The 19,669-nt window shown below is 71.2% G+C and carries 14 protein-coding genes and 1 pseudogene; 10 read left to right on the top strand and 5 right to left on the bottom strand.

The features are described 5' to 3' along the window. The coding region (locus tag ND748_RS10005; protein ID WP_374215885.1) for a transcriptional regulator at positions 1–564 on the top strand (564 nt) is incomplete at its 5' end. Positions 565–771: 207 nt separating this feature from the next. On the opposite strand, the gene ND748_RS10000 is transcribed toward ND748_RS10005, so the two are convergent. Beyond that, positions 772–1,251 (bottom strand): hypothetical protein, encoded by a 480-nt coding sequence (locus tag ND748_RS10000; protein WP_251745397.1) that lies wholly within the window; start codon positions 1,249–1,251, stop codon positions 772–774. 361 nt (positions 1,252–1,612) lie between these two features. Next, on the bottom strand, positions 1,613–2,155 hold the full coding sequence (locus tag ND748_RS09995) for a GNAT family N-acetyltransferase (protein ID WP_251745396.1): 543 nt from the start codon (positions 2,153–2,155) through the stop codon (positions 1,613–1,615). 322 nt (positions 2,156–2,477) lie between these two features. Between ND748_RS09995 and ND748_RS09990 the strand changes: the two genes are divergently transcribed. The 3 genes from ND748_RS09990 to ND748_RS09980 all read left to right on the top strand — a co-directional run bounded on the left by ND748_RS09990 (position 2,478) and on the right by ND748_RS09980 (position 4,718). Next, positions 2,478–3,329, top strand: a complete 852-nt coding sequence (locus ND748_RS09990; protein WP_251745395.1) for a class I SAM-dependent methyltransferase — start codon at positions 2,478–2,480, stop codon at positions 3,327–3,329. 189 nt (positions 3,330–3,518) lie between these two features. After that, the gene (locus tag ND748_RS09985) at positions 3,519–4,040 is read left to right on the top strand and encodes a GNAT family N-acetyltransferase (RefSeq protein WP_251745394.1); all 522 of its coding nucleotides are present in this window, start codon (positions 3,519–3,521) and stop codon (positions 4,038–4,040) included. 3 nt (positions 4,041–4,043) lie between these two features. Further along, complete coding sequence (locus ND748_RS09980) at positions 4,044–4,718, top strand: hypothetical protein (RefSeq protein WP_251745393.1); 675 nt, start codon at positions 4,044–4,046, stop codon at positions 4,716–4,718. A 170-nt stretch (positions 4,719–4,888) separates the two neighbouring features. On the opposite strand, the gene ND748_RS09975 is transcribed toward ND748_RS09980, so the two are convergent. After that, entirely contained in the window at positions 4,889–5,647 is a 759-nt protein-coding gene (locus tag ND748_RS09975; protein WP_251745392.1) for a class I SAM-dependent methyltransferase, read from the bottom strand. Here ND748_RS09975 and ND748_RS35000 point away from each other — a divergent pair. Together ND748_RS35000 and ND748_RS34995 are read left to right on the top strand one after the other, a co-directional pair. After that, positions 5,535–5,894, top strand: a pseudogene (locus ND748_RS35000) (Tn3 family transposase); the annotation flags it as partial. The gene ND748_RS09975 and the pseudogene ND748_RS35000 sit on opposite strands and share 113 nt — an antisense overlap. Before the next feature lie 171 nt (positions 5,895–6,065). Further along, positions 6,066–6,893: a DUF3626 domain-containing protein gene (locus ND748_RS34995; protein WP_374215886.1), complete on the top strand. Its 828-nt coding sequence runs from the start codon at positions 6,066–6,068 to the stop codon at positions 6,891–6,893. A 291-nt stretch (positions 6,894–7,184) separates the two neighbouring features. Here ND748_RS34995 and ND748_RS09965 read toward each other — a convergent pair whose 3' ends face one another. Further along, complete coding sequence (locus ND748_RS09965) at positions 7,185–7,496, bottom strand: hypothetical protein (protein WP_251745390.1); 312 nt, start codon at positions 7,494–7,496, stop codon at positions 7,185–7,187. A gap of 175 nt (positions 7,497–7,671) precedes the next feature. On the opposite strand from ND748_RS09965, the gene ND748_RS09960 reads away from it, so the two are divergent. Together ND748_RS09960 and ND748_RS09955 are read left to right on the top strand one after the other, a co-directional pair. Further along, positions 7,672–8,238: a TetR/AcrR family transcriptional regulator gene (locus ND748_RS09960; protein ID WP_251745389.1), complete on the top strand. Its 567-nt coding sequence runs from the start codon at positions 7,672–7,674 to the stop codon at positions 8,236–8,238. Positions 8,239–8,297: 59 nt separating this feature from the next. Next, the gene (locus ND748_RS09955; RefSeq protein ID WP_251745388.1) at positions 8,298–8,615 is read left to right on the top strand and encodes an antibiotic biosynthesis monooxygenase; all 318 of its coding nucleotides are present in this window, start codon (positions 8,298–8,300) and stop codon (positions 8,613–8,615) included. On the opposite strand, the gene ND748_RS09950 is transcribed toward ND748_RS09955, so the two are convergent. Next, positions 8,504–9,028: a hypothetical protein gene (locus ND748_RS09950; protein WP_251745387.1), complete on the bottom strand. Its 525-nt coding sequence runs from the start codon at positions 9,026–9,028 to the stop codon at positions 8,504–8,506. The two genes, ND748_RS09955 and ND748_RS09950, sit on opposite strands and share 112 nt — an antisense overlap. 628 nt (positions 9,029–9,656) lie before the next feature. Here ND748_RS09950 and ND748_RS09945 point away from each other — a divergent pair. Together ND748_RS09945 and ND748_RS09940 are read left to right on the top strand one after the other, a co-directional pair. Further along, on the top strand, positions 9,657–12,914 hold the full coding sequence (locus ND748_RS09945) for a hypothetical protein (RefSeq protein ID WP_251745386.1): 3,258 nt from the start codon (positions 9,657–9,659) through the stop codon (positions 12,912–12,914). Next, positions 12,914–19,393, top strand: coding sequence for a phospholipase D-like domain-containing protein (locus ND748_RS09940; RefSeq protein ID WP_251745385.1), 6,480 nt, complete (start codon positions 12,914–12,916; stop codon positions 19,391–19,393). Before ND748_RS09945 ends, ND748_RS09940 begins: the two co-directional genes overlap by 1 nt. Positions 19,394–19,669 lie beyond the last annotated feature (276 nt).

The raw sequence follows: 19,669 nt of genomic DNA, 5'->3' as shown, positions 1-19,669 counted from the left end.
GCCGGGCAGGCCCCGCCCGGCCCGGACACCGACCGGGCGCCGGTGCCCGCCGACGCCCGCCGGCTGCTGGACCGGATCGGGCCGATACCCGCCTACCTGGTCGACGAGCGACAGGACATCGTGGCCTGGAACGCCGCGGCAGCAGCATTGATCACCGACTTCGGGCTGCTGCCCGCGCAGGAGTGCAACACCGTGCGCCTGTCCATCCGGTTGGGCGGCACCGTCTGCTCGGCACCGCCCGGCGCGCAGGGCGAGTTCGCCCGGCAGTCCGCCGCCCACCTGCGCGTGGCCAGCGCCCGCCACCCGGGCGAACGCGTGCTCGGCGAGCTGGTCAACGAGTTCGCCGCGCACAGCCCGGACTTCGCCGCCGGCTGGCGCAACCATGACGTGCAACCCATCCCGATGCTGCGCAAGCACCTGCGCCACCCAGAGCTGGGCGAGCTCGACCTGGACTGCCAGACCCTGCTGGTCCCCGCCATCGACCTGCGACTCGTGATCTACACCGCGGAACCAGGCAGCCCGAGCGCCGCCGCGCTCGCCCGACTCGCCACCCACGCCATGTGACCACCAGCTCACCGGGACGCGCCCCCTCTCGGCAGACGTAACAACCCGAAGGCGGCGCAGCTGTCGCGGCCGGTATCTGGAGCCCCAACGGCGCAGAGAACGCCGCGATCACCAGAAGTCGCCCGGCCGCCACAACCCGCTGTCCCGATGGGGAGCGTTCACCGTCCGTCGAAGGAGGATTTTCGACACTGACGGCAGTGAGCCGCGCTATCGTCGGCGGCTGTTCCAGATGCCGTTCTGCTGGCCGCTGTTCTGTCGACCGCTGTTCCAGGAGCCGCTCTGCCGGCCGCCGTTCCAGACGCCGCTCTGCTGGCCGCCGTTCCAGGAGCCGCTCTGCCGACCACTGTTCCAGATGCCGTTCTGCTGGCCGCTGTTCTGCCGACCACTGTTCCAGATGCCGTTCTGCTGGCCGCTGTTCTGTCGACCGCTGTTCCAGGAGCCGCTCTGCCGGCCGCTGTTCCAGGAGCCGCTCTGCCGGCCGCCGTTCCAGATCCCGTTCTGCTGGCCGCTGTTCTGCCGGCCGCCGTTCCAGGCGCCACCCTGCTGACCACCGCCGTTCCAGGCGCCACCCTGCTGACCACCGCCGTTCCAGGCGCCACCCTGCTGACCACCGCCCTCTGGAACACCAAGCGGCTGGGCCTGCGCCGTAGTACCTGCCAGGACGATCGCGAAAACTGCGAACACCATTACACCAACACTCAGTATTCTTCTCGAAAGAGTCACCATCTCTCCTTTCGTCGCCGTGTTACCGTTCCCGATCGCCCTCCAAAAAAACGGTTTACCTTGCCATTAGATTTATTGTGACGTGAGGTTTGGAGTGAGCTTCCTGGCGCCACACATCCTTCGGATTTGGGTGTGTCCGCAAAGTTCGCGCCGATGGAAATTCCAGCGCTATCGCGCCGCAACCCCGCAAACTCCGGAAAGTCAGATATCTGCCGGATGGCGTCGTCCCTACCGATTTCCCGGCCCGTCGGCGAGGGCGGGGCGGCGGTCGTGGTCATGTCTCGCCCGGCCGTGGCGTCGGACGGTGGGTCGACGCTCACCGTGCCTAGTCGAACCGTTGCGCGGCGACCGGGCCGCCTTCCTGGTCGCCTGGCGGAATGCGCCGGGCGGCCAGCGGTCGCTGCATCACCCACTCCGGTCGGTCATCGCCGGGGACCGCCGCGGCGACGCTGGTCCGGGTGAACCCGCTGCGCCGGTAGAGCAGGACCGCGTGGTGGTTGCTCTCGTACACCCGCAGCACGGCCTTCTCGGCGCCCGCCTGCTCGGCCCACTCGACCACGGCGGCGACGAGCAGATCGCCGACCCCGCGACCGCGGGCCGTCGGTGCCACCCACAGCGATATCAGCTCGACGGTGTCCAGGCCGGCCCGGTCACCGCTGACCATGCCAGCCGGCCGACCGTCGAGGTCGGCGACGATGTTGACGGCCACCGCCTCGAGTCGAGCTCGCCATCGACGTTCCGTGTCGCCGTCGCCCTGCCAGGCCGCGAGCGGGGAGCCGAACGCGTGCGGTGCGTCGGCCAACGCGGCCAGCCTCAGCGCACGCCACACCGGCCAGTCGTCGGCCACCAGCGCCCTTAGCTGGGTCATCGAACGCACCTGCCGGTGCCGCCCGGCTGGCCCACCCACGGTTGTTCCCTCGCGGCTGCCCCTGTCGCCGTCCTGAATCCCGGCGATCCACAACGGGCTGTCGCCGGTCGAACCATCGGGCTCCTGATCACCTGATCACCTGATCACCTGATCACCTGATCATTGTTGACCCTTCGCCCATGGCGGACCAAACCCTTTTCTGGTGCTGCCCCGCAAACAGCTCGTGGACCCGACGACCTGCTGCGCCCTAGGCGAAGCCGCGTCCCGTGCTGATGGGCACCGTGTTCACCCGCGCATCCTGCGCTCTGACAGAGTGGGCGCCATGGTCACCGAGGTCGGCGTCGACGCGTCGAACGCCTCCCAGTTCGCCAGCTGGGACGGCGAGGGAGGCGCTTTCTGGGTCTCCCACGCCGACCGCTTCGATGAGGGGGTCGCCGCATACCGTGACCGGTTTCTGACCGCGGCGGCGATCGATGAGAGGGCAACCGTGCTCGATGTCGGTTGCGGGGGCGGGCGGACGACTCTGGACGCTGCCCGCTGCGCCGCCGCGGGGTCTGTCCTGGGTGTGGACCTGTCCTCGGCGATGCTCGGGCTGGCGCGGCGCCGCGCCGAACGCGAGCACGTCACGAACGCGACCTTCGAGCAGGCCGACGCGCAGATCCACCCCTTTCCCACCGGAATCTTCGACGTCGTTGTCAGCCGGCACGGGGTGATGTTCTTCGGCGATCCCGTCGCCGCCTTCACCAACCTCGCGCGCGCCCTGCGACCCGGCGGGCGCATCGTTCTGCTGACCTGGCAGCCGTTCGAGCGCAACGAATGGCTCCAGGCCTTCTTCACCTCCCTGGCCGCCGGCCGTGACATACCTGTCCCACCGTCTGACGCGCCGAGCCCGTTCGCCCTGGACGACCCCACCCGGATCCGGTCGCTGCTGAACGCGGCCGGGTTCTGCGACGTACAGATGGAGGGCCTCGTCGAGTCCATGTATTTCGGCCGCGACCCCGACGACGCGTTCCGGTTCGTCTCCGCCCAGCATGCCGGACTGGTACGCGACCTTGACCCCGGCGCCCAGGGCCGTGCGTTCGACGATCTGCGTGCCGACCTGGCTGGGCACCAGACCGAACGAGGCGTCCTGTACGACTCGGCAGCCTGGCTCATCCAGGCCCGCCGGGCCTGAGGGCAGGCGAACCCAGGGGACAGCGATCGGCTGAGGCTGCCTGACCTCCGCTGGCGCCGCCCTCGACGGCTCGGGTCGAGTCTCCAGGGGCAAAGCGGCTCTAAGCGAGCGGTGCGATCGGGGGTTAGGCCGGGAGGACCACGCCCGAAACGGGCGATGGCCCGCCCGTGGTGGTGGGATGATCGTGGTGTGCTTGTTCGGCCGGCCGGCGTCGGCGATATCGAGCGGCTCGCCGAGGTGCATGTGCTGTCCTGGCAGGTCGGCTACCGGGGGCTGTTGGCGCAGTCGCTGCTCGACGGGCTGCGTCCGGCGCAGCGGGTGCCGCGGTGGACGGCGGCCGTGCGGCAGGCTGCGTGGCCGGCCCGGGGCGTCCTAGTCGCCGACGAGGCCGGTGAGATGGTCGGCTTCGCCTCCCTGCATCCCAGCGCCGACCACGACCAGGATGCGACGGAGGTGGGCGAGGTCGCCTCGTTCTACGTGCTTCCGGCGGCGTGGGGTCGGGGTGTCGGAGGTCAGCTGATGGCGGCGGCGGTGCGCATGTTCGGCGCGGCCGGCTTCGCGTCGGCGACGTTGTGGGTCCTGGAGACCAACGCCCGCGCGATCCGCTTCTACGCCCACCAGGGCTGGGAGCCCGACGGCGTGATCCGCGACGATGTCGTGGGCGGGATCACCGTTCGCGACGTGCGGTACCGGCGAAAGCTCCCAGCGTGACGTATGCACCTGCGAGCCCTGGGGTCGACGCAACCCGCCACCGCCGGCATCCGCGACGAGAACCCGCAGGCCCCACCGGTCAACGTTCGCGTTGACCATCACGCGGCGGGCGCAGGCGTCGGGTCGGTCTCGCTCGTCGTGCCGCTGCCCGCCGGCACCTTCCCGAACGCACTGGTCATCGACGGCGAGCGGGACCGCTTCCTGGTCACCGACTCCACCGGCGGGCGCATCTGGCGGGCGCCTGTGCGCGGCGGCGAAGCTTCCGTGTGGTCGGCGGACCCGGCCCTGGCGCCCGAGGGCTTCTTCGGAGCCAACGGCATGAAGATCCACGACGGCGCCGTGTGGGCGAGCAACTCAGACCACGGCACCATCGTGCGCATCCCGGTGACCAGGGACGGCGGCAGCGGGCGCGCCGAGATCCGGGCCACGGGGCTGGCGGGAATCGACGACTTCGACTTCACCGGTCGGGGCACCGAGATCCTCGCCGCGATCAACCAGGGCAGCAGACTCGTGCGGGTGGACGCGGACGGCGCCCACCAGACCCTGCTCGACGCCGAGGACGGGATGCAGGGGACCACGGCCGTCGCCGTTCGAGGGCAGCGGGTCTACGTGACCAACGGCGCCAACCTGGCCGGCGACGACCCGACCCTGATGCTCGCGGAGCTGCACCGACGCTGACGCACCTGCACGGGATGAAGCCGGCTCCGCCGCCGGTGATCGGCACGTGAGTTCCGACGAGTTGTGGCCCCGCCCTCGTCATGCCCCACCCCCGGCGGGGATCTCCGGTGTCCCCCACCAGCTGCCCCCCACCAGCGAAGTGGGGCCATGGTCAGCGAAGTCGTCCCGTGTCACGCGCGGCGGGCGAGGACGTTGAGGCGCACGAACAGCACGCGCGGCTCGCCGAGGCGGTCGGCGACGGTCTCGGCGATCTCGCGCTGCTCGACCGCCGGCCGCTCTGCGACGTACGGCGCGAGCACGCCGCCCAGCAGATACGCGACCGCCGCCTCACGGTCGTGGAGGTCGACCGGCTCGGGCGCCAGCCACGCCCACCTGTCGCGGAAGCCGGCATCGCGCAGCCAGCCGAGCGTCTCCTGCGCGCCCGCATAGTGGTTGAAGCGCCGCCAGTCGATCCCGAGATCGTCGACGATCGCGCGGACCCCGGCGACGCTGCCGTCCCCGCCGTACTGCGCGACCAGCGCGCCACCGGGGCGCAGCACGGCCGCCAGCCGCCGGTACATCGCGGCGTGGTCGCGGATCCAGTGGAAAGTTCCGGTGGAGAGCACCGCGTCGAACAGCCGCCCGTCGTGCACGGCGAGCATCGCGTCGTCCGCCACATCGAGCGGGACGACCCGCACGCGATCGCCATAGCGCGCCAGCCGCTGCTGCGCCCGCTCGCGCATGCTCGGTGAGACGTCGCCGGCGATCACCGTCGCGTCCGGGAAGCGGTCGAGCACCGAGGCGGTCACGCGTCCGGACCCGCAGCCGGCGTCGAGGATGACAGCCGGCCCGGCGCAGGCGTCGGGCGGCAGCCGCCGCACGACTTCCTCACCCCAGGTCTGCTGCGGCATCGCGACCCTGTCATACAACCGGGCGTCCCACGCGCTCACTGCCTGGACCTCCCTCGCGGACAGCCATGGCCTTCCTTTCTTTCTTGATACAGGCCAGATCACCCGGGCGTACCGGGACGGGATGGAGGACCAGTTCGGCGCGCTCGGCCTGGTCCTCGACGCCGTGGTGCTGTGGACGACGCGGTACGTCGACGTTGCGGTCGCCCGGCTCCGCGCCGCTGGCCACGAGATCCGGGACGAGGACATCGCCCGGCCTTCCCCGCCCCGGCACCGCAACCTCATCGTGCTCGGCCGCTACAGCTTCACCGTCTCCACTCCGGCCGCCGACCTGCGCCCACTGCGCGACGTGCACCGATTGATCACGTTGGGGAACACTGTGCCGATGAGCTCCACAGCTTCTCGGACAGCGCAGGAACGGGCCCTTCGTCATGTTGCGGAGCTGGCGTCGGGTCCTCCGATGGACTCGACGCTGCGGGTGACCCTGAACTTCCACCCGGACCGTCTGGTGCACGCCAAGCCGATTCTGGACGCCATGGCCGAGGACGGCGTCTACCGCTCGCAGTTCGTCACGGGAACAAGCAACGGTGGACTGACCGCGCATCCAGGTGGCGACCGGTGGCTCTGGGAGAGCCGGATCTTCGCCGGGGCCTATGACGCGGCGACCGTTCATGAGCGGCCTGTCTACGGGGCGCTGAACTTCCGTCGCAGGCCGGTCGGCGGGGCGCTACGTTTCGGCTCGGCCCACTTCCGGCTGGCTGCCGAGACGCTGGCGCGGACCACGTTCTGCTATCCGGACAGTTTCCTTGAACCTTCGGCTTTCGGTGTCGCGGCCCGCATGGGGCTCGTCGAGCTTGCCCGCGCCGATCATCAGGACGAGCTCGACGACTACATCGAGGCGCAGGTGCACGGGCCAGTCCGGCTGCACCGCCATGCGGAGGCGTTGGTCCTGGACCCCTGCTACCGAGGCACGATCGTCGAGGCTGCGGCTGGGCGTCTTGGCTGCTCGGTGCAGTGGCATCCCGGCTTCCGACTCGAGATCGAGGAACTCCGCCGTCATCCCGGCTACCGCGGCCAGGAACACGTCGACGTGGGCACGCAGATCGCGGTCGACGGCGTGCTCGATCCTCGGATCGTCGGAAATGCTGCACGTGCCGGCCGCCACGACCCCCAGACCATCAAGAAGGTGTGGCACCTCCTGGCCCGATTCGGGGCACCCTCGAAGGTCACCGGCACGCCAGAAACTCCGGCACCGATGCGGGGAGCTGGACCTGTCGGCCTTCGTTGAGGGCCCGAGGGAGTTGTTCCGGGCGGTGGGACCGTCGATCCTCACCGGGCCCCAGGCGGCGCGGAAGGGGGGTGCCGGTAAGAAACGTGTCACCGGCCGCATACAGCGATGATCTAGAGGTCGAGGGGGTCTCCCGGCTGCCGCGACAGCGGGACAACGCCTGCGAGCATGGGACGGACAGTCACGCTATGCCGCTCGCAGGCAGTCGGCTAACGGGACTGGCTGTTCCGGTGCACCCAGTCGGGGAGTCTGGAGGTCGCCGTGAATCCCCGCGTTCACGCGAGGGGGATGTCATCCGATGCCAGCGGGTCCCCCTCCCCCGCGCTGCGCCTGACGGTCCCGTCGACCCCTGCGTACATAGAAGGCGATCGTCCACGCCAGCCAGGACACCAGCAGGCCGCCGGCGACGCAGAGACCGACCAGGACGCCGACGACGGGCCGGCCACACGGCAGCCCGACGAGCGCACCGACCCCGACCAGCACACTGAGCATGAGGAGCCCGACGCCTTCCGCGACTATCCGTCCTCGGACACCCTCCGCCTCGACGTTCTCCGGGCTGATCAGGTCCAGAAAGTCCCGCACGCGCCCCGACCCGGAAATCATGGTCTTCCTCCACGGCTGTGCGAACCGACCGGTGACCCTCGGCATCAATCGGCAGGACACCTTCCCCGCACCGGCCCGTTCACGCCGACCAGACGAAGGCGTGATGCCGCTTGGTGCGCGATCAGGCGGTCGTACCGCGCTCTACGCTAGGACGGTCGTACGAGTGGAGGTGCTGATGGCTGGCGACACCAGGCAACGCATGACGGAGGCGGCGGCGTTGTCGTTGCGCCGGCGGGGACTGGCCGCGACCTCGTTCACCGACGTCCTCGCCGCGAGCGGCGCGGCACGCGGGGCGATCTACCACCACTTCCCCGGCGGCAAGGACGACCTCGCCGAGCAGGCCGTCGCCTGGACGGGTCGCCGGGTCCGGGCCGAGTTCGCCAGCATCGGCGGGGACGATCCGGACGCTGTGCTGCGCAGCTTCATCGCGCTCATCAGCCCCGTCGTGGCGAAGGCGGCAGGTGGCACGAGCTGCGCGGTGGCGGCGGTGACGGTGGAGGCGTCACCGGCGCAGTCCGCGCTGAACGCCGCGGCGGACACGGCGTTCCGGTCATGGATCGACGTCCTCGCAGCGCGGCTGCGCCACGTCGGCGTCCCCCCGTCGCAGGCCAGCGCCACCGCGCAGGTGATGGTCGCGTTCCTGGAGGGAAGCCTCGTGCTGGCCCGCGCCGCCGGCACGGTCGCGCTTTTCGAGCAGAGCGCGTCGGTGTTGCTGCGAGCCCTCACCGGCAGCCTTGACTAGTACGGCCATCCTAGTTACCGTTTTCTAGTATGGACGTACTAGTCGCTGGAGGTCCCGTCATGGCCGTCTCGTCGGTGTTCGACCTGCGCTTCTCGCCCGAGTCCGCGCAGGAGGGCGTGGACCTCGCCCGTGCCATCGGCGCTGACATGCCGGCCACCACGGGTTGCACCGGGTACGACGTCATCCGCGACCTGGCGGACCCCGGTCACGTCGTGATCGTCACGCGCTGGAACACCCGCGGCGAGGGCGAAGCCGTACTCGGCTCCTACTTCCGGGACCCGAAGATCACCCGCGTCACCGAGCTGCTCGGCCACGCTCCCACCGGGTTCCTCGGCGAGCTCGCCGCCAAGCAGCCAGCGGGCAAAACTTCACCCTGAGCCGCGGACGACGGCATCACCGCGGCGAACGCCACCAGGGTGGCCAGGCGCCGGTGGCCGCCAAGCTCCGCGACGGCCTGGGCGCGGGCGGCCTTCGCGAAACGCACCAACGCCTGGATGCGGCCTGGCGGGATCGCGGAGAGGTCCCAGGTCGGCCCGCCGAACGTCTTCAGCGCGTCGTACCGCTCCAGGGCCTCGACCACCCCGCGTGGCGAGATGTCGCGCGGGGAGCGCCGCAGCCGGTCCAGTTCCGAGACCCGCCGCCCGCCGGGGACGACGACCATCTGTTGCAGCCGCTGCGCCTGCTGCGGGGTGGGCGCCGCGGCCAGCGTGGCCCATAAGCGCTTCTCGGCCATCCCGGTGAACTGGCGGTAGCGCTTGCGCTGATCCTCGGTCAGGAAGTTGGTGGGCACCGCTCGCTCCTCGACCGTCGGGATGACTCGCGCGCCATGCTCCCAGGAAGCCCGGCCAGCTCCTCCACGGTCTTCGATTTCAGTGGGGGCCGGTCAGCCCGACCTGGCAGGCCGACAGGGTGCGGCGAGCGAGCGCGAACCGTCAGGCTCTGTCGCCGTAAATTGCGGATTTACCGCGACAGAGCCGCTACGCTCCGAGCAGCGCACTCCCGATGTCCTCCCGTGTTCGACCGAGCATGATCGCCGCATCCGGAAGTGAGGTGTACGCCTTTACCGCGACAGCGGCAGAGGATTGGACGAAGGTGGCGATCGACGTCGATTTCCGAGGTGGACGACTCGGATGCCCATACTCCTCTGCACGCGGGCGGAAATAGCGCTGCTTGCCCGACACTCACAGCGCCACAGCGCCCTTCAGTCTTCTTGTCCTCGTGGCTGCCATTCGGTGACCGCATCGAATTCGCCGGTGTCGTCGTCGCCGAGAGGATCGAGGTCCGGGCCGAGCGGCCCCAACTTCCGATGGAGGAGACTGGGCCAAAGCGCTCGCAGGGGCTGGCCTTGGTGGTCTCCGCGTCCAGCGCTGTGGTGATACGTATCCCCGGCGTTTTGGCATGACGAGACGAGGGCTGTTATGGGCGAGACGCTGCGGATGCTGCGACCGGACGACCTTCTGCTGCTTGAAGTCGAACTGGTGGGGCTCGGTGTGGTCCGGACGCCCAGGGGTGCGGTCCTCGCGGTCGCCGACGAGGGGCAACCCGAGGGGCAACCCCGCCTGCTGGTGTTCCGGCTTCCTCCCCAGCACCTCGCTGAGGAGGCGTACTACGACTCCAGCCCTGAGGGGTGCGGCCCGCCGGAGAAGTTCCTCGCCTCTGGGTCGCAACCCCCTGACGCCGCCGGGCTCAGTTCCTCGCGGTTGGCCTCGCCCAGCCGCCTCGTGTTCTCGGTGCCCCCGCAACTTCTGCCGTTGCCGCTGACCTTCGACGCCCTCCTGGCGTGGCACCGGTTCGACCTTGTGGTCCCACCCGCTTCCCGGGCCGGCGCTCAAGATGCCCCGCCGATCATGCCGCCCCTCGCCCATGAGACGGCTCTGGAGCTCCCCTGGCGCCTGTGGCTCTCCCCGGAGCAGGGCAGTGCGTGGAGCACGACAGACTCTGCTACCTCTCGTGCGGGGCGCACCGAGCTGTGGCGAGGCGTTCTCGGCGTCGTGGATGGCGAGGCGTTCCGACCGGCGGACCAGTCGGGGACCGTGCCGGTCCGGGCCGTGTGGTCGCCGGACTGGCGACCGTCGGATCGGCCGTGGCTTCAGGACCCAGCGCGCGGTGTCCCGTTCCTTTCCTCGCTGCAACCCGGCGACCGCCACCAGCTGGTCGTACTCACCTCGGGCTTCGCCGGCTACGTCAAGGGGCGGTTCGACGCTGTCGCCGGGTCCCCCTCGGCGGTGGAGGAGGTCACCGTCGAGGGCCCGCTGCGACGGTGGCTCGGTGACACGGTCGTCCGGCGGGTTTCGCGCCCCTACCGGCCGGTGCCAGCCCAAGCCAGCCGGCTCTGGGTCTCAGCGCTTGGCGCGTCGCTGCGGTCCACCGGCTCGTGGGAGTCGGTCGACGCGGCGACCGGGGACGTGCTGGACGACGTGCGGGCGTTGCTCGAGGACGCCATCTCGAAGCTGGGCCCGCCCGGCGCCCGGCTCGTGGCGGATGGGCTCCGGCTGGACAGTCCCGAACGCGACCGGATCCTCGCGGACGTCCTCGACCTCCACGGGCAACAGGTGTTCGCCCAGCTCGCGACCCAGGCGGACGTCGACCTCGTGCATCGCCCGCGCGGTCCGGGTGGCGAGAGCACGGACCTCAGCTACTGGTCCCACGACGCCGTGTTCGGCCGCGACCAGCGCGTTGTCGTCGCCGAGGAAGGCGCTCTCTTCCCGTTCGGGCACCGCGCGGTGCACGTGACGGTGACCGAGCGGAGGATCGAGCGGACGACGGCGGCGGGCGGCGTCCCCGTGGCGAACCTCTACCAGTACAGCTACGTCTCGGTCCGGCAACGGGTGCGGACCCTGCCGCTGACCGCCCCGCAGGCGAGGGCGTTCCCGTTTGGTGACCGGCTGGAGTTGCTGACGACGGTCACGCCGCACCTGTCCCGGCCGGAGGACAGCGAGATCGCGCCCGGTGCGTTCTGGGTGAAGGTTGCGGCCGGTTCGACGTCGGTCCCGCTGCTGTTCAGCTGCGCGGGCCTCGATGCGGCCGGTGGCCGATTCACCTTTACTACGCCGCTCGTCTTCGTCCGCCTGGCCCTGTGGCGGGATGCCGCTGCGCTGGCGGCCGTTGCCGCCGGGTATTCGAAAGCCTCGCCGGCGGCCAACGTGGGCAACCAGCCCGTTGCGCTGGCCACTGCCCGGGCGTCGGGGAGCAGGGAAACCACTGTTGTCGTCGACGCGATGACCCTGCGGGCGGACGCCGGCGCGAACGGGCCCGACACGTGGATCCCCGAGGTGGCGGAGGCGGCCGTGCAGGTGCCCGATATCGCCCGGATCTCCGGCCCCGAACACGCCGGTCGAAGCATCAGATTCGACGCCAACTACGTGAGCCACGGGCTGGTCGGGCAGGGGATCTGGGCCGCCGTGATGCCCTCCCCCGGCGGGCTTGCCGGGTTGGGGCTCACCGCCGGTGCCAGCGGAGGGGTCGCGGTCCCCGAGTTCGCCCCGAGCGCGCTGTCACGCGAACTGGGCCCCACCGTCGCTTCGGCCGTCGGCGCCGGGTTCGACCCCGCTGCCTTCTTCCCCGACACCGCCACCTTGTTTGGCGTCCTTAAGCTCAAAGACCTGGTCAACCCGGGCGATCCGGGAATGCAGGCACCCACGCTGACCAGTCGCCTCGAGCCGTCGGGCACGCTCGCCGACGCCGTCGTCACGGAGCTGGCGTGGGCGCCGTCGATCAGCGGCCCAACGATCCACCTCCCGATGGTCGAGGTCGACAGGTCGGGGGCAGGCCTCGCCGTTCGGGCGACGATCCGCAGATCACTCACCGGGGGTCGGGGGGCGACGACCGTTGCCGGTGTCGTACGGGACCTGACGATCACGATTGCCGGAGCGGTCGAGGTCGGTATCGACGCATTCCGGTTCGCCAGCGCCGATGGCGCCGGGGCGGACGTCGACGTGCACCTGGGTCACATCGACTTCGTCGGGCCGCTCGCCTTCCTGGCGGCCGTGCAGGAGAAGCTGCAGGAATTCTCCAGCCTGCTCGGCGGCCCGGGCGGCCCGAAGATCTCCGTCGACGGGGTGTCGGTCAAGGTCGAGGAGTCGATCGCCCTGCCCCCGTTCCCCCTCGCCGTGTTCGCCCTGCACGACGTACGCCTCAGCACCGGTGTGCTGCTGCCGCTGGTCGACGGGCGCCCGTCGCTGCGGTTCGCGGTTGCCGAGCGCCACCACCCGTTCGTCCTCACGATCAGCCTGCTGGGCGGGGGTGGCTACCTGGAACTGGAGATCGACACCGAGGGCATCAAGGCGCTGGACGCCGCCCTCGAGTTCGGTGGCGAGTTCCAGCTCGACATCGGCGTGGCCTCCGGCGGCGTGCGGATCATGGCAGGCTTCTACTTCACATACGACCGGGCGAAACCGTCGGCCGTCCTGGGCGGGTTCTTCGAGGCCTCCGGGTTCGTCTCAGTGCTCGGCATCGTCACCGTGTCCGTGGTGTTCCGGCTCGAACTGGGCTACGACCTGACAAGGAACAAGATTCACGGTTCGGCCGAAGTGATCGTCAGCGTCTCGATCATCGCCGTGTCGAAATCCGTCACCATGACGGTAGAGCGGTCGTTCGGGGTAGACGGCGGCGATCCCGACTTCGCCATGCTGGTCGCCCCCAGCGACTGGGACGAGTACGCGGAGGCGTTCGCCTGATGCCCACGACCCTGGTTCTCGTCGCCGTCCCCGGCGGTGCTGACCCCCGTCGGGTCGACGTCGTCGTCCTACCGCGACTGTCCGGGGCACGTACTCTCGCCGAAGTGCCGGGGTTGCTGACCTGGACGCAACGGCTCGTCGATGCAGCGCCCACCATCGACCTCGAACTGGCCGGCCGGCCGTGGTCCGCTCAGACCGCGACTGGCGGGCTGCGCCCGGACCTATGGCAAGCGTTGTTCCGTCCGGAGCTGGCGGTCGAGGACTTCGTGCTCGAGGACCACCGTGGGTCGACCGTGCGCAGCTCCCCCACGGGCACGCTCGCGGGCACCGTCGAGGACCTCGTCACGACGATGGGGCTTCGCAGCCCAGGCCGCCCGCCGACGACCCGTGAGCTGGACGAACTGGTCGGACAGCGCCGCCGGGCCGACGACCGCGCCGGCCTCCAGAGCTTTGAACGCGACAGGTTGACCTGGGCGGACCCGGGCCTCGGCGTTCTAGACCGCGAGCTGCGAGAACAGCGCATGCGGGAGGCGTTGGCGGCGGATCCGCCCTCGCGCCAGGAGGCATTGGACCGGTTCCGCGCGATGCGGCTGCCGGGCCGCGCCGATCGCAGTGACCGGCCGTGGCCCGGTCGCCCCGACCCCGCCGACACCCGGGACCGTCTCGACGTGCACGGCGTCCTCGGCACGCTCACGCATCACCCGGCGTTATTGCGCGCCCTCGGGCTAGTGATCGAACTGGAACTCCCGCCCGATGCGCCGGGCTTGGCCGCGGTGAATCCGGGTGAGGCCTTCCCGACCATTTCAGTGCGCGGCTGGTCCCTCCTCCCGGCCGAGGACGAGCAACTTGGACTGCCCCGGACCGCGGTGGACCCGCAGGACTTCCTCCCAGCTCCGACCCGGTTCGCCGGTCGGGCCATGCGCGGCGGGGTGGCGCACGGCGCCGCCCTCCTCGATCCGGCGCTGTGGTCGCTGGTGCAGTTCGATGTTGAGGGCGCGCTGACGAAAGCGCTGAACATCGCCGAGCGGGATCCGGTCGGGGGCCGGGCCGACCCGGGCGTCGAGGTGGGCCTGCCCGCGCTGCGCTCCGATGGGTTCGCCGTCACGTCCTTGCTGTACGCCCCCGAGGCACTCCTGGCGTTCGAGCGCGCCGCCCGCCTCGACGCCGCCGTTCGCGGCGGCGTCGAGGAGGTGCTCACCGCTGCGCACCTCACGCACGGCTACCGGGTGGACGTCTGGCACGACGCGACCGCCGAGTGGCGCTCGTTGCACCTGCGTCGCCTGGCGTACGACATCGGCGGTGTGCCCTGGCCCGCGGAGGACGAGGGCTTCTCGACCGCGTCACTCACCGCGGCCAAGCGGCCGGCCGGTCCGCCGGGAACGCCGCGCACGTTCGACACGGCCGAGGCCGTCGTGCGCTGGACCGGGTGGAGCTTGAGCGCGCCACGACCCTACGCGCCGATCGGCCGCGAGGTCACTGCGCAGGACGCCGGGACCGAGCCCGAGGGAGCGCCGCCGGCGACCTCGCCGCTGTCGGTCACCAGCACGCCGCAGCCGCGTTCGCTGCCACGACTGCGGTTCGGGGACCGCTACCGGATGCGACTGAGGGCGGTCGATCTTGGCGGGGGCGGGCTGCGACCGGGGGACGGCGGCGACCTGCCGGCCCTGCCGCCCGAACCGGCCGGACGGCGCTACCTGCGCTTCGAACCGGTCGCCGCGCCCGTCGTCGCCACCTTGCAGCCCGCAGCGGCAGAGCCGGGGGCGGGAGAGCCTGACCGCCGCCCGACGCTGGCGATCGACAGCCGCAACCTGACCCCCGACCTCGACGGCGTGGCCTCGACCGCGACGGCAACTGCTGTGTTCCTGCCTCCCAAGGCGACCGTCGACCTTGTGGAACGGCACGGCTGTCTGGACGACGCGAGCGGCCGCCTCTTCCCAGCCGCCGAGGTGCACGCCCTGCTCGCGGCGCGCGACGTGGCCACCGACCGGGTCTCGCCCACCGGTCCGGCGGTCCCGCACCTCACCGACCCACTCGCCCGCGGCATCGCGCTGCGCGGTCTGCCCGGCGTACCCGACGGTTGGCTCGGTACCGTCGCGGGCGACGGCACACTGACGTTCGAGCAGAAAGACCCGCTGCCCTTCGCAGGCGCGCAGGCCGGCGTCGTCGTCCTGCGGTTCGGTGGGACGTGGCCCGATCCGGTGCCCCTCTCCCTCCGGCTCGCCGAAGGGGTAGGCCTACCCGTGTGGGACGCCGCCTCACGCACGCTGGACGTCATGCTGCCCAAGGGGCGCCGTACGGAGGTCAGGGTCAGCACGCTGCTCGATCCCGCGGACCTTTCGCTGCTGGGAGTGTGGGAGTGGTTCGCGCGGCGCCTCGACACCGACCTGAGCGGCGCCGGCGCCCTCGGCGACTGGGCGGGGGCCGGGGAGCGACTGACCGGCAGCATGGCCAAGCGGGCCTCGATCACCCGGCTCGCGCTGGAGGGCGGCCACTGGGCGCTCACCCCGGCCAGCATGCTCCGGCTCGAGCACCGGGTGAGCCAGCCGCTCGGCGTCCCTCGGTTCACGAGGTTCTCGGCCCCCTTCACCGGTTCGGCACCCGACCCCGGGACGGCGCCGCTCGACGTCGCCCGCGCCGCCCAGGCCACGACCGCCTCACTGAGCGGCGGCCTGCTCGTCGACCTGGCCAGCACGGGCGCGGTCACCGTCCGGGCCGCCTGGTCCGATCCGCTAGACGACCCGAGCCGGCCAGAGCCCACCCGCGTGCAACATGACGAGGTCATAGGCAAGGTCGAGGTCCCGGAGAAGGTCTCGATCGGCGACGTCATCGCCACCCCCGGCGCGCAGCCGGCGCTCGTCGTGGCCGAGAACGCCCTGGCGTGGCCGGGCACAGCCCGCATCGCGGGCGTAGGCGCCGACCAGGCCGTGTACCTTGCCCACGCCATCGGGGATACCCGACATCACGTCGTGAGGTATCAGGCCGAGACCGTATCCCGCGACGCCGCGGGGCAGCCGGAGGGCACCGCGACCTCCCGGGTCGGGGCACCCGCCGAAATCCACCTGCCCGCCTCGGCCAACCCCGACGCGCCGGTCGTCGCCGACGTCGTCCCGGCCTTCGGCTGGGAGCGCGAGCACACGACCGACGTCCGCACGAGCGTGCGGCGGGGAAGGGCGATCCGCGTCTATCTCGAGCGGCCCTGGTTCAGCAGCGGTGACGGCGAACTGCTGGGCGTCGTCTGCCTGCCCGCGACCGAGGCACTGGGCGACCGGCTGTGCACCGCCAGAGACGCGGTGAGCCTGTGGGGCCTCGACCCGTTGCACGCCGGCGGCGCCCTCTCGCCCGAAGCCCCCCGCGCCTGGTCCTTCCCCGAGGCGCTGGCCGTAGGGGAGGCGGTCCGCGTTCCGCACCTGGACCGGGTGGTGGACGTCGCCGCGCACGCCGTGCATTTCGACGCGCCCGGTGACCGGTGGTTCAGCGACGTCGTCCTCGACGCGGGCGAGGCGTACACGCCTTTCGTGCGCCTCGTGCTGGTCCGCTACCAGGCCCACGCACTGACCGACCGGGAGATCTCGCCGTCGGTCGTCGTCGATCACCTGCAGCTCAGCCCCGACCGGGCGGTGACCGTAGCGACCCTGCCTGATGACCCGCACCGGCGCGTCGTCGCCGTCACCGGCGTCGCACCCGCCCGGCCGCATGGTCCGTTCTTCCCGGCCGCGCCGTCCTTCCGCACCGAGATCGAGGTGACGGTCGAGCGGTCCGTGCCCGAGCGCGGTCCCGACCTCGGCTGGGAGCGGGCGCCCGACCAGGTCGCCACCGTCGCCGGCGGCGCCGCGGCCGAGCCATCGCAGGCCGTGCTCTGGCGTGGCGAGGTCCTGCTCGAGGACGCCACGGGCACGGGCCTGCGCCTGGTCGTCACCGAACAGGAGCGCTATCGTGCCGACCCGGCCTCGCCAGCCCAGGCCGTGGTCATGGCCGAGCTCGTGCCCACCGGGACTCGGACTGTCTTCGCGGAGACAATTCCGCTGGGGCCACCGCTGGCGGCGCCGGAGGTCCTGGACGGCGCCGAAGCTGGCCTGTCCTTCACCGCACCGCTCTTCACCGGTGACGCCGTCCTCACCTCAGTGCTGAACGCCGAGGCTACCCTCGGGGACCGGCCTGGCGACGTCGCGCCTGCCGACTCGGTCCGGCACTACCAGTCCGCCCTCGCCCAGCTGGGCTTCGACCTCGGGCCCTCGGGGGCGGACGGCGTCTGGGGGCCGGCCACCTACGCGGCCTCCCTGGCCTTCAAGACCGCCCTCGACATCCGCACCGAAGCCGGCGTTGTCGACGGCTACCCCGGCCCGAGGACGCTGGCGGCCCTGGAAGGGGTCTTCGGCTACGGCCGCTTCGACGAGACCGCGGCAGCAGCCGGCCTCGGAGCTCGCACGGGCGAACAGGGCGCTCAAGGCGATGACGTCGTCATAGTCCCGTACACAAACGGCGTCGTCGTCTGCCTCCGCTGGGCGAGTACCTGCGCCATACCTGAGCCGCTGTCCGACGCATGGCTCGCCGCCGGCGGTCCTGCGGATACGGCCGGCCGTCCCACCGGTGATGCGGTGACACTGCCCGGCGGCGTCGTCGCCCAGCCGTTCGAGACCACCGCGCTCGTCCAGACTAGCGGCGGGGAGGTGGTGTCGGTCCCGCTGAAGGCGCTGGCGGAACTGGCCAGCGGCAGGGCGGGAGCGCCCGCGGGGGAACCTGGACCGCTGCCGGCCGGCGGCGACGTCATAGCCCTGGTCGGCAGCCTCGGCGCGGTGCTGTGGACCGACGATGCTCCCGCGGTGGCCATACCGCAGGCGGTCCTCGACCGGTGGCTGTCGGACGCCGCGGCCGGGGATCCGCCGGGAGCCCCGATCGCCGGACCGTTCCAGCACGCCGACGGCACGGCGTTCCCGTTCACCGCGGGCACGCTGGTCCTGGCTCCGGCCGGCGTCGATCGTCTTCCACCCGGCGACGTCGGCCTGGACCGGTTCCGTCTCCCCCCGGACCCCACCCATCACCTCGGCGCAGCGACCGAGGGCAGTGACGTGCGCCTGCTCGTGGGCGGCGATGCCTTCTTCGCGTCGTTGGCCGATGACCTGGCCCAGGTCGGCCCCGGCGGCTTCGTCTACCTGTCCTCCTGGAACTGCCAGATCGACCTGGCTGCCTTCCCCGGGGGTCGGTCTTTGCGGCAGGCGTTGACCGAGGTCACCGGCAACGGCAAGGGCGCCGAGGTCGCCATGCAGTTGTGGGAAGGCGGCTCGTTACTCCAGGCGGCCGGTCCGCTGGCACGGGATCCCATGACCGCCTTGGCGCTCGACGCGCTGCAGAAGGCCTTCGTCAAGCCGAATGTCAACAACCCGATCGCCGTCGGTGCCGTCCGCGCGCTCCCGAACAGCTTCGCGTTCGTCGACGGCAACCACGCCAAGTTCGGCTCGCACCATCAGAAGATCGTGGTCGTCCACACCGGCACGGAACTCCTCGCGTACATCGGCGGGATGGAGTTCACCGACGACCGGCTGCTGCCCGTCTCGAAGGGAGCGCCGTTGTTCGACGTCTCCGTTCGGATCAGGGGACCCGGCGCCCAGCCGGTCCTGAACACGTTCGTGGAGCGATGGACGGCACATCCCGACGGTGCGGCGCACCCGCTGAAGCGCGCCGCGGCGCCGGTACCCGCCGTCTCCAGGGGGCCGGTACGCGTCCAGGTAGGTCACACATACTCCGCGGGACTCCCCTTCCCCGAGGCGATCCGCACCGCGAGCGAGCTCGCCGCCAACGCGATCCTTTCGTCGCGGAGCTACTTCTTCATGGAGGACCAATACTTCGTGGGGGACCCCCGGCTCGGGGCCGCGATCCGGTCCGCCTTGACCCGCGGCAGCACGGGCATCGTGGTCATCGCGGCGGAGGACAGCGTCGAGGACCTGCCGGACGTGGCGTTCCGGCGCCGGGCGTTCATCGATCCCATCGCGGCAGCCTTCCCGGGCCGGTTCCTGGTGTTCGAGGCAGTGGGGGACGACGGGACGTCGACCGGTCCACACGCCTACGTCCACGCGAAGATGGTGCTTGTGGACGACGAGGCCCTCGTCATCGGGTCGATGAATTCCAGCCGACGCAGCTGGACACACGACTCGGAGGTAATGGCCGCATTGGTCGACCAGAACGGCCCTGCCGGCACCGGGCCGGGCTCGCCCGGGTTCGCCAAGACGGTGCGGATGGATCTGTGGTCGCGGCATCTGCGGCCGACGGGATTCATTGCGGTGCCTGTGCCGATCGAACCGCTGCCCGCAGCGCTGCTGGCCTGGACGGCGGCAGCCGCGGGCGTCACCGGCCTGTCCGTGCGCCCGTACCCTCCGCCCGGCGCGCCGCCGCCGCGACCGCATGAGCGCTTCGGCCCCGTGAACGCGATGGTCCTCGACCCCCTCCTCGACATAGCCTGGAACACCATCCTTGATCCTGCGTGAGTGCCCGACCAGGCGAGGACCAGGGGAAGGCATCCGGTCTGGACGCCGCGTGATGGCGGAGTTAGGGCCGGTGCTGATGTCGGCCTGTCGCGACCGCCGCACCCCCGGGACGCGGCCTTGGTCGCGTCCCGGGTGGGGCTACCGCCCATCCGCCGGTCTGGGCCGGTGCCGGTCCAGCGGACCCCGGCACCGGCCATGTTGGCCCGCCCGTAGCTTCCAGCGAAAAAACAACGCTAAGCAGCGATCGCGGAGGTCGGGCCGGCGGTAAGGAGACTG

It is taken from the genome of Frankia sp. AiPs1, from assembly GCF_023716945.1.
Lineage (GTDB): Bacteria > Actinomycetota > Actinomycetes > Frankiales > Frankiaceae > Frankia.
Note: the sequence above shows the minus strand (reverse complement) of the source record. Positions and strands in the feature narration are given on the sequence as shown.

What these genes read in the sequence shown, in the direction of transcription:
- ND748_RS09990 (WP_251745395.1), top strand. Translation starts at nt 2,478, where the DNA reads ATGGTCACCGAGGTCGGCGTCGACGCGTCGAACGCCTCCCAGTTCGCC.
- ND748_RS09960 (WP_251745389.1), top strand. Translation starts at nt 7,672, where the DNA reads ATGGCTGGCGACACCAGGCAACGCATGACGGAGGCGGCGGCGTTGTCG.
- ND748_RS10000 (WP_251745397.1), bottom strand. Translation starts at nt 1,251, where the DNA reads ATGGTGTTCGCAGTTTTCGCGATCGTCCTGGCAGGTACTACGGCGCAG.
- ND748_RS09965 (WP_251745390.1), bottom strand. Translation starts at nt 7,496, where the DNA reads ATGATTTCCGGGTCGGGGCGCGTGCGGGACTTTCTGGACCTGATCAGC.
- ND748_RS09945 (WP_251745386.1), top strand. Translation starts at nt 9,657, where the DNA reads ATGGGCGAGACGCTGCGGATGCTGCGACCGGACGACCTTCTGCTGCTT.
- ND748_RS09980 (WP_251745393.1), top strand. Translation starts at nt 4,044, where the DNA reads ATGCACCTGCGAGCCCTGGGGTCGACGCAACCCGCCACCGCCGGCATC.
- ND748_RS09940 (WP_251745385.1), top strand. Translation starts at nt 12,914, where the DNA reads ATGCCCACGACCCTGGTTCTCGTCGCCGTCCCCGGCGGTGCTGACCCC.
- ND748_RS09955 (WP_251745388.1), top strand. Translation starts at nt 8,298, where the DNA reads ATGGCCGTCTCGTCGGTGTTCGACCTGCGCTTCTCGCCCGAGTCCGCG.
- ND748_RS09995 (WP_251745396.1), bottom strand. Translation starts at nt 2,155, where the DNA reads ATGACCCAGCTAAGGGCGCTGGTGGCCGACGACTGGCCGGTGTGGCGT.
- ND748_RS34995 (WP_374215886.1), top strand. Translation starts at nt 6,066, where the DNA reads ATGGACTCGACGCTGCGGGTGACCCTGAACTTCCACCCGGACCGTCTG.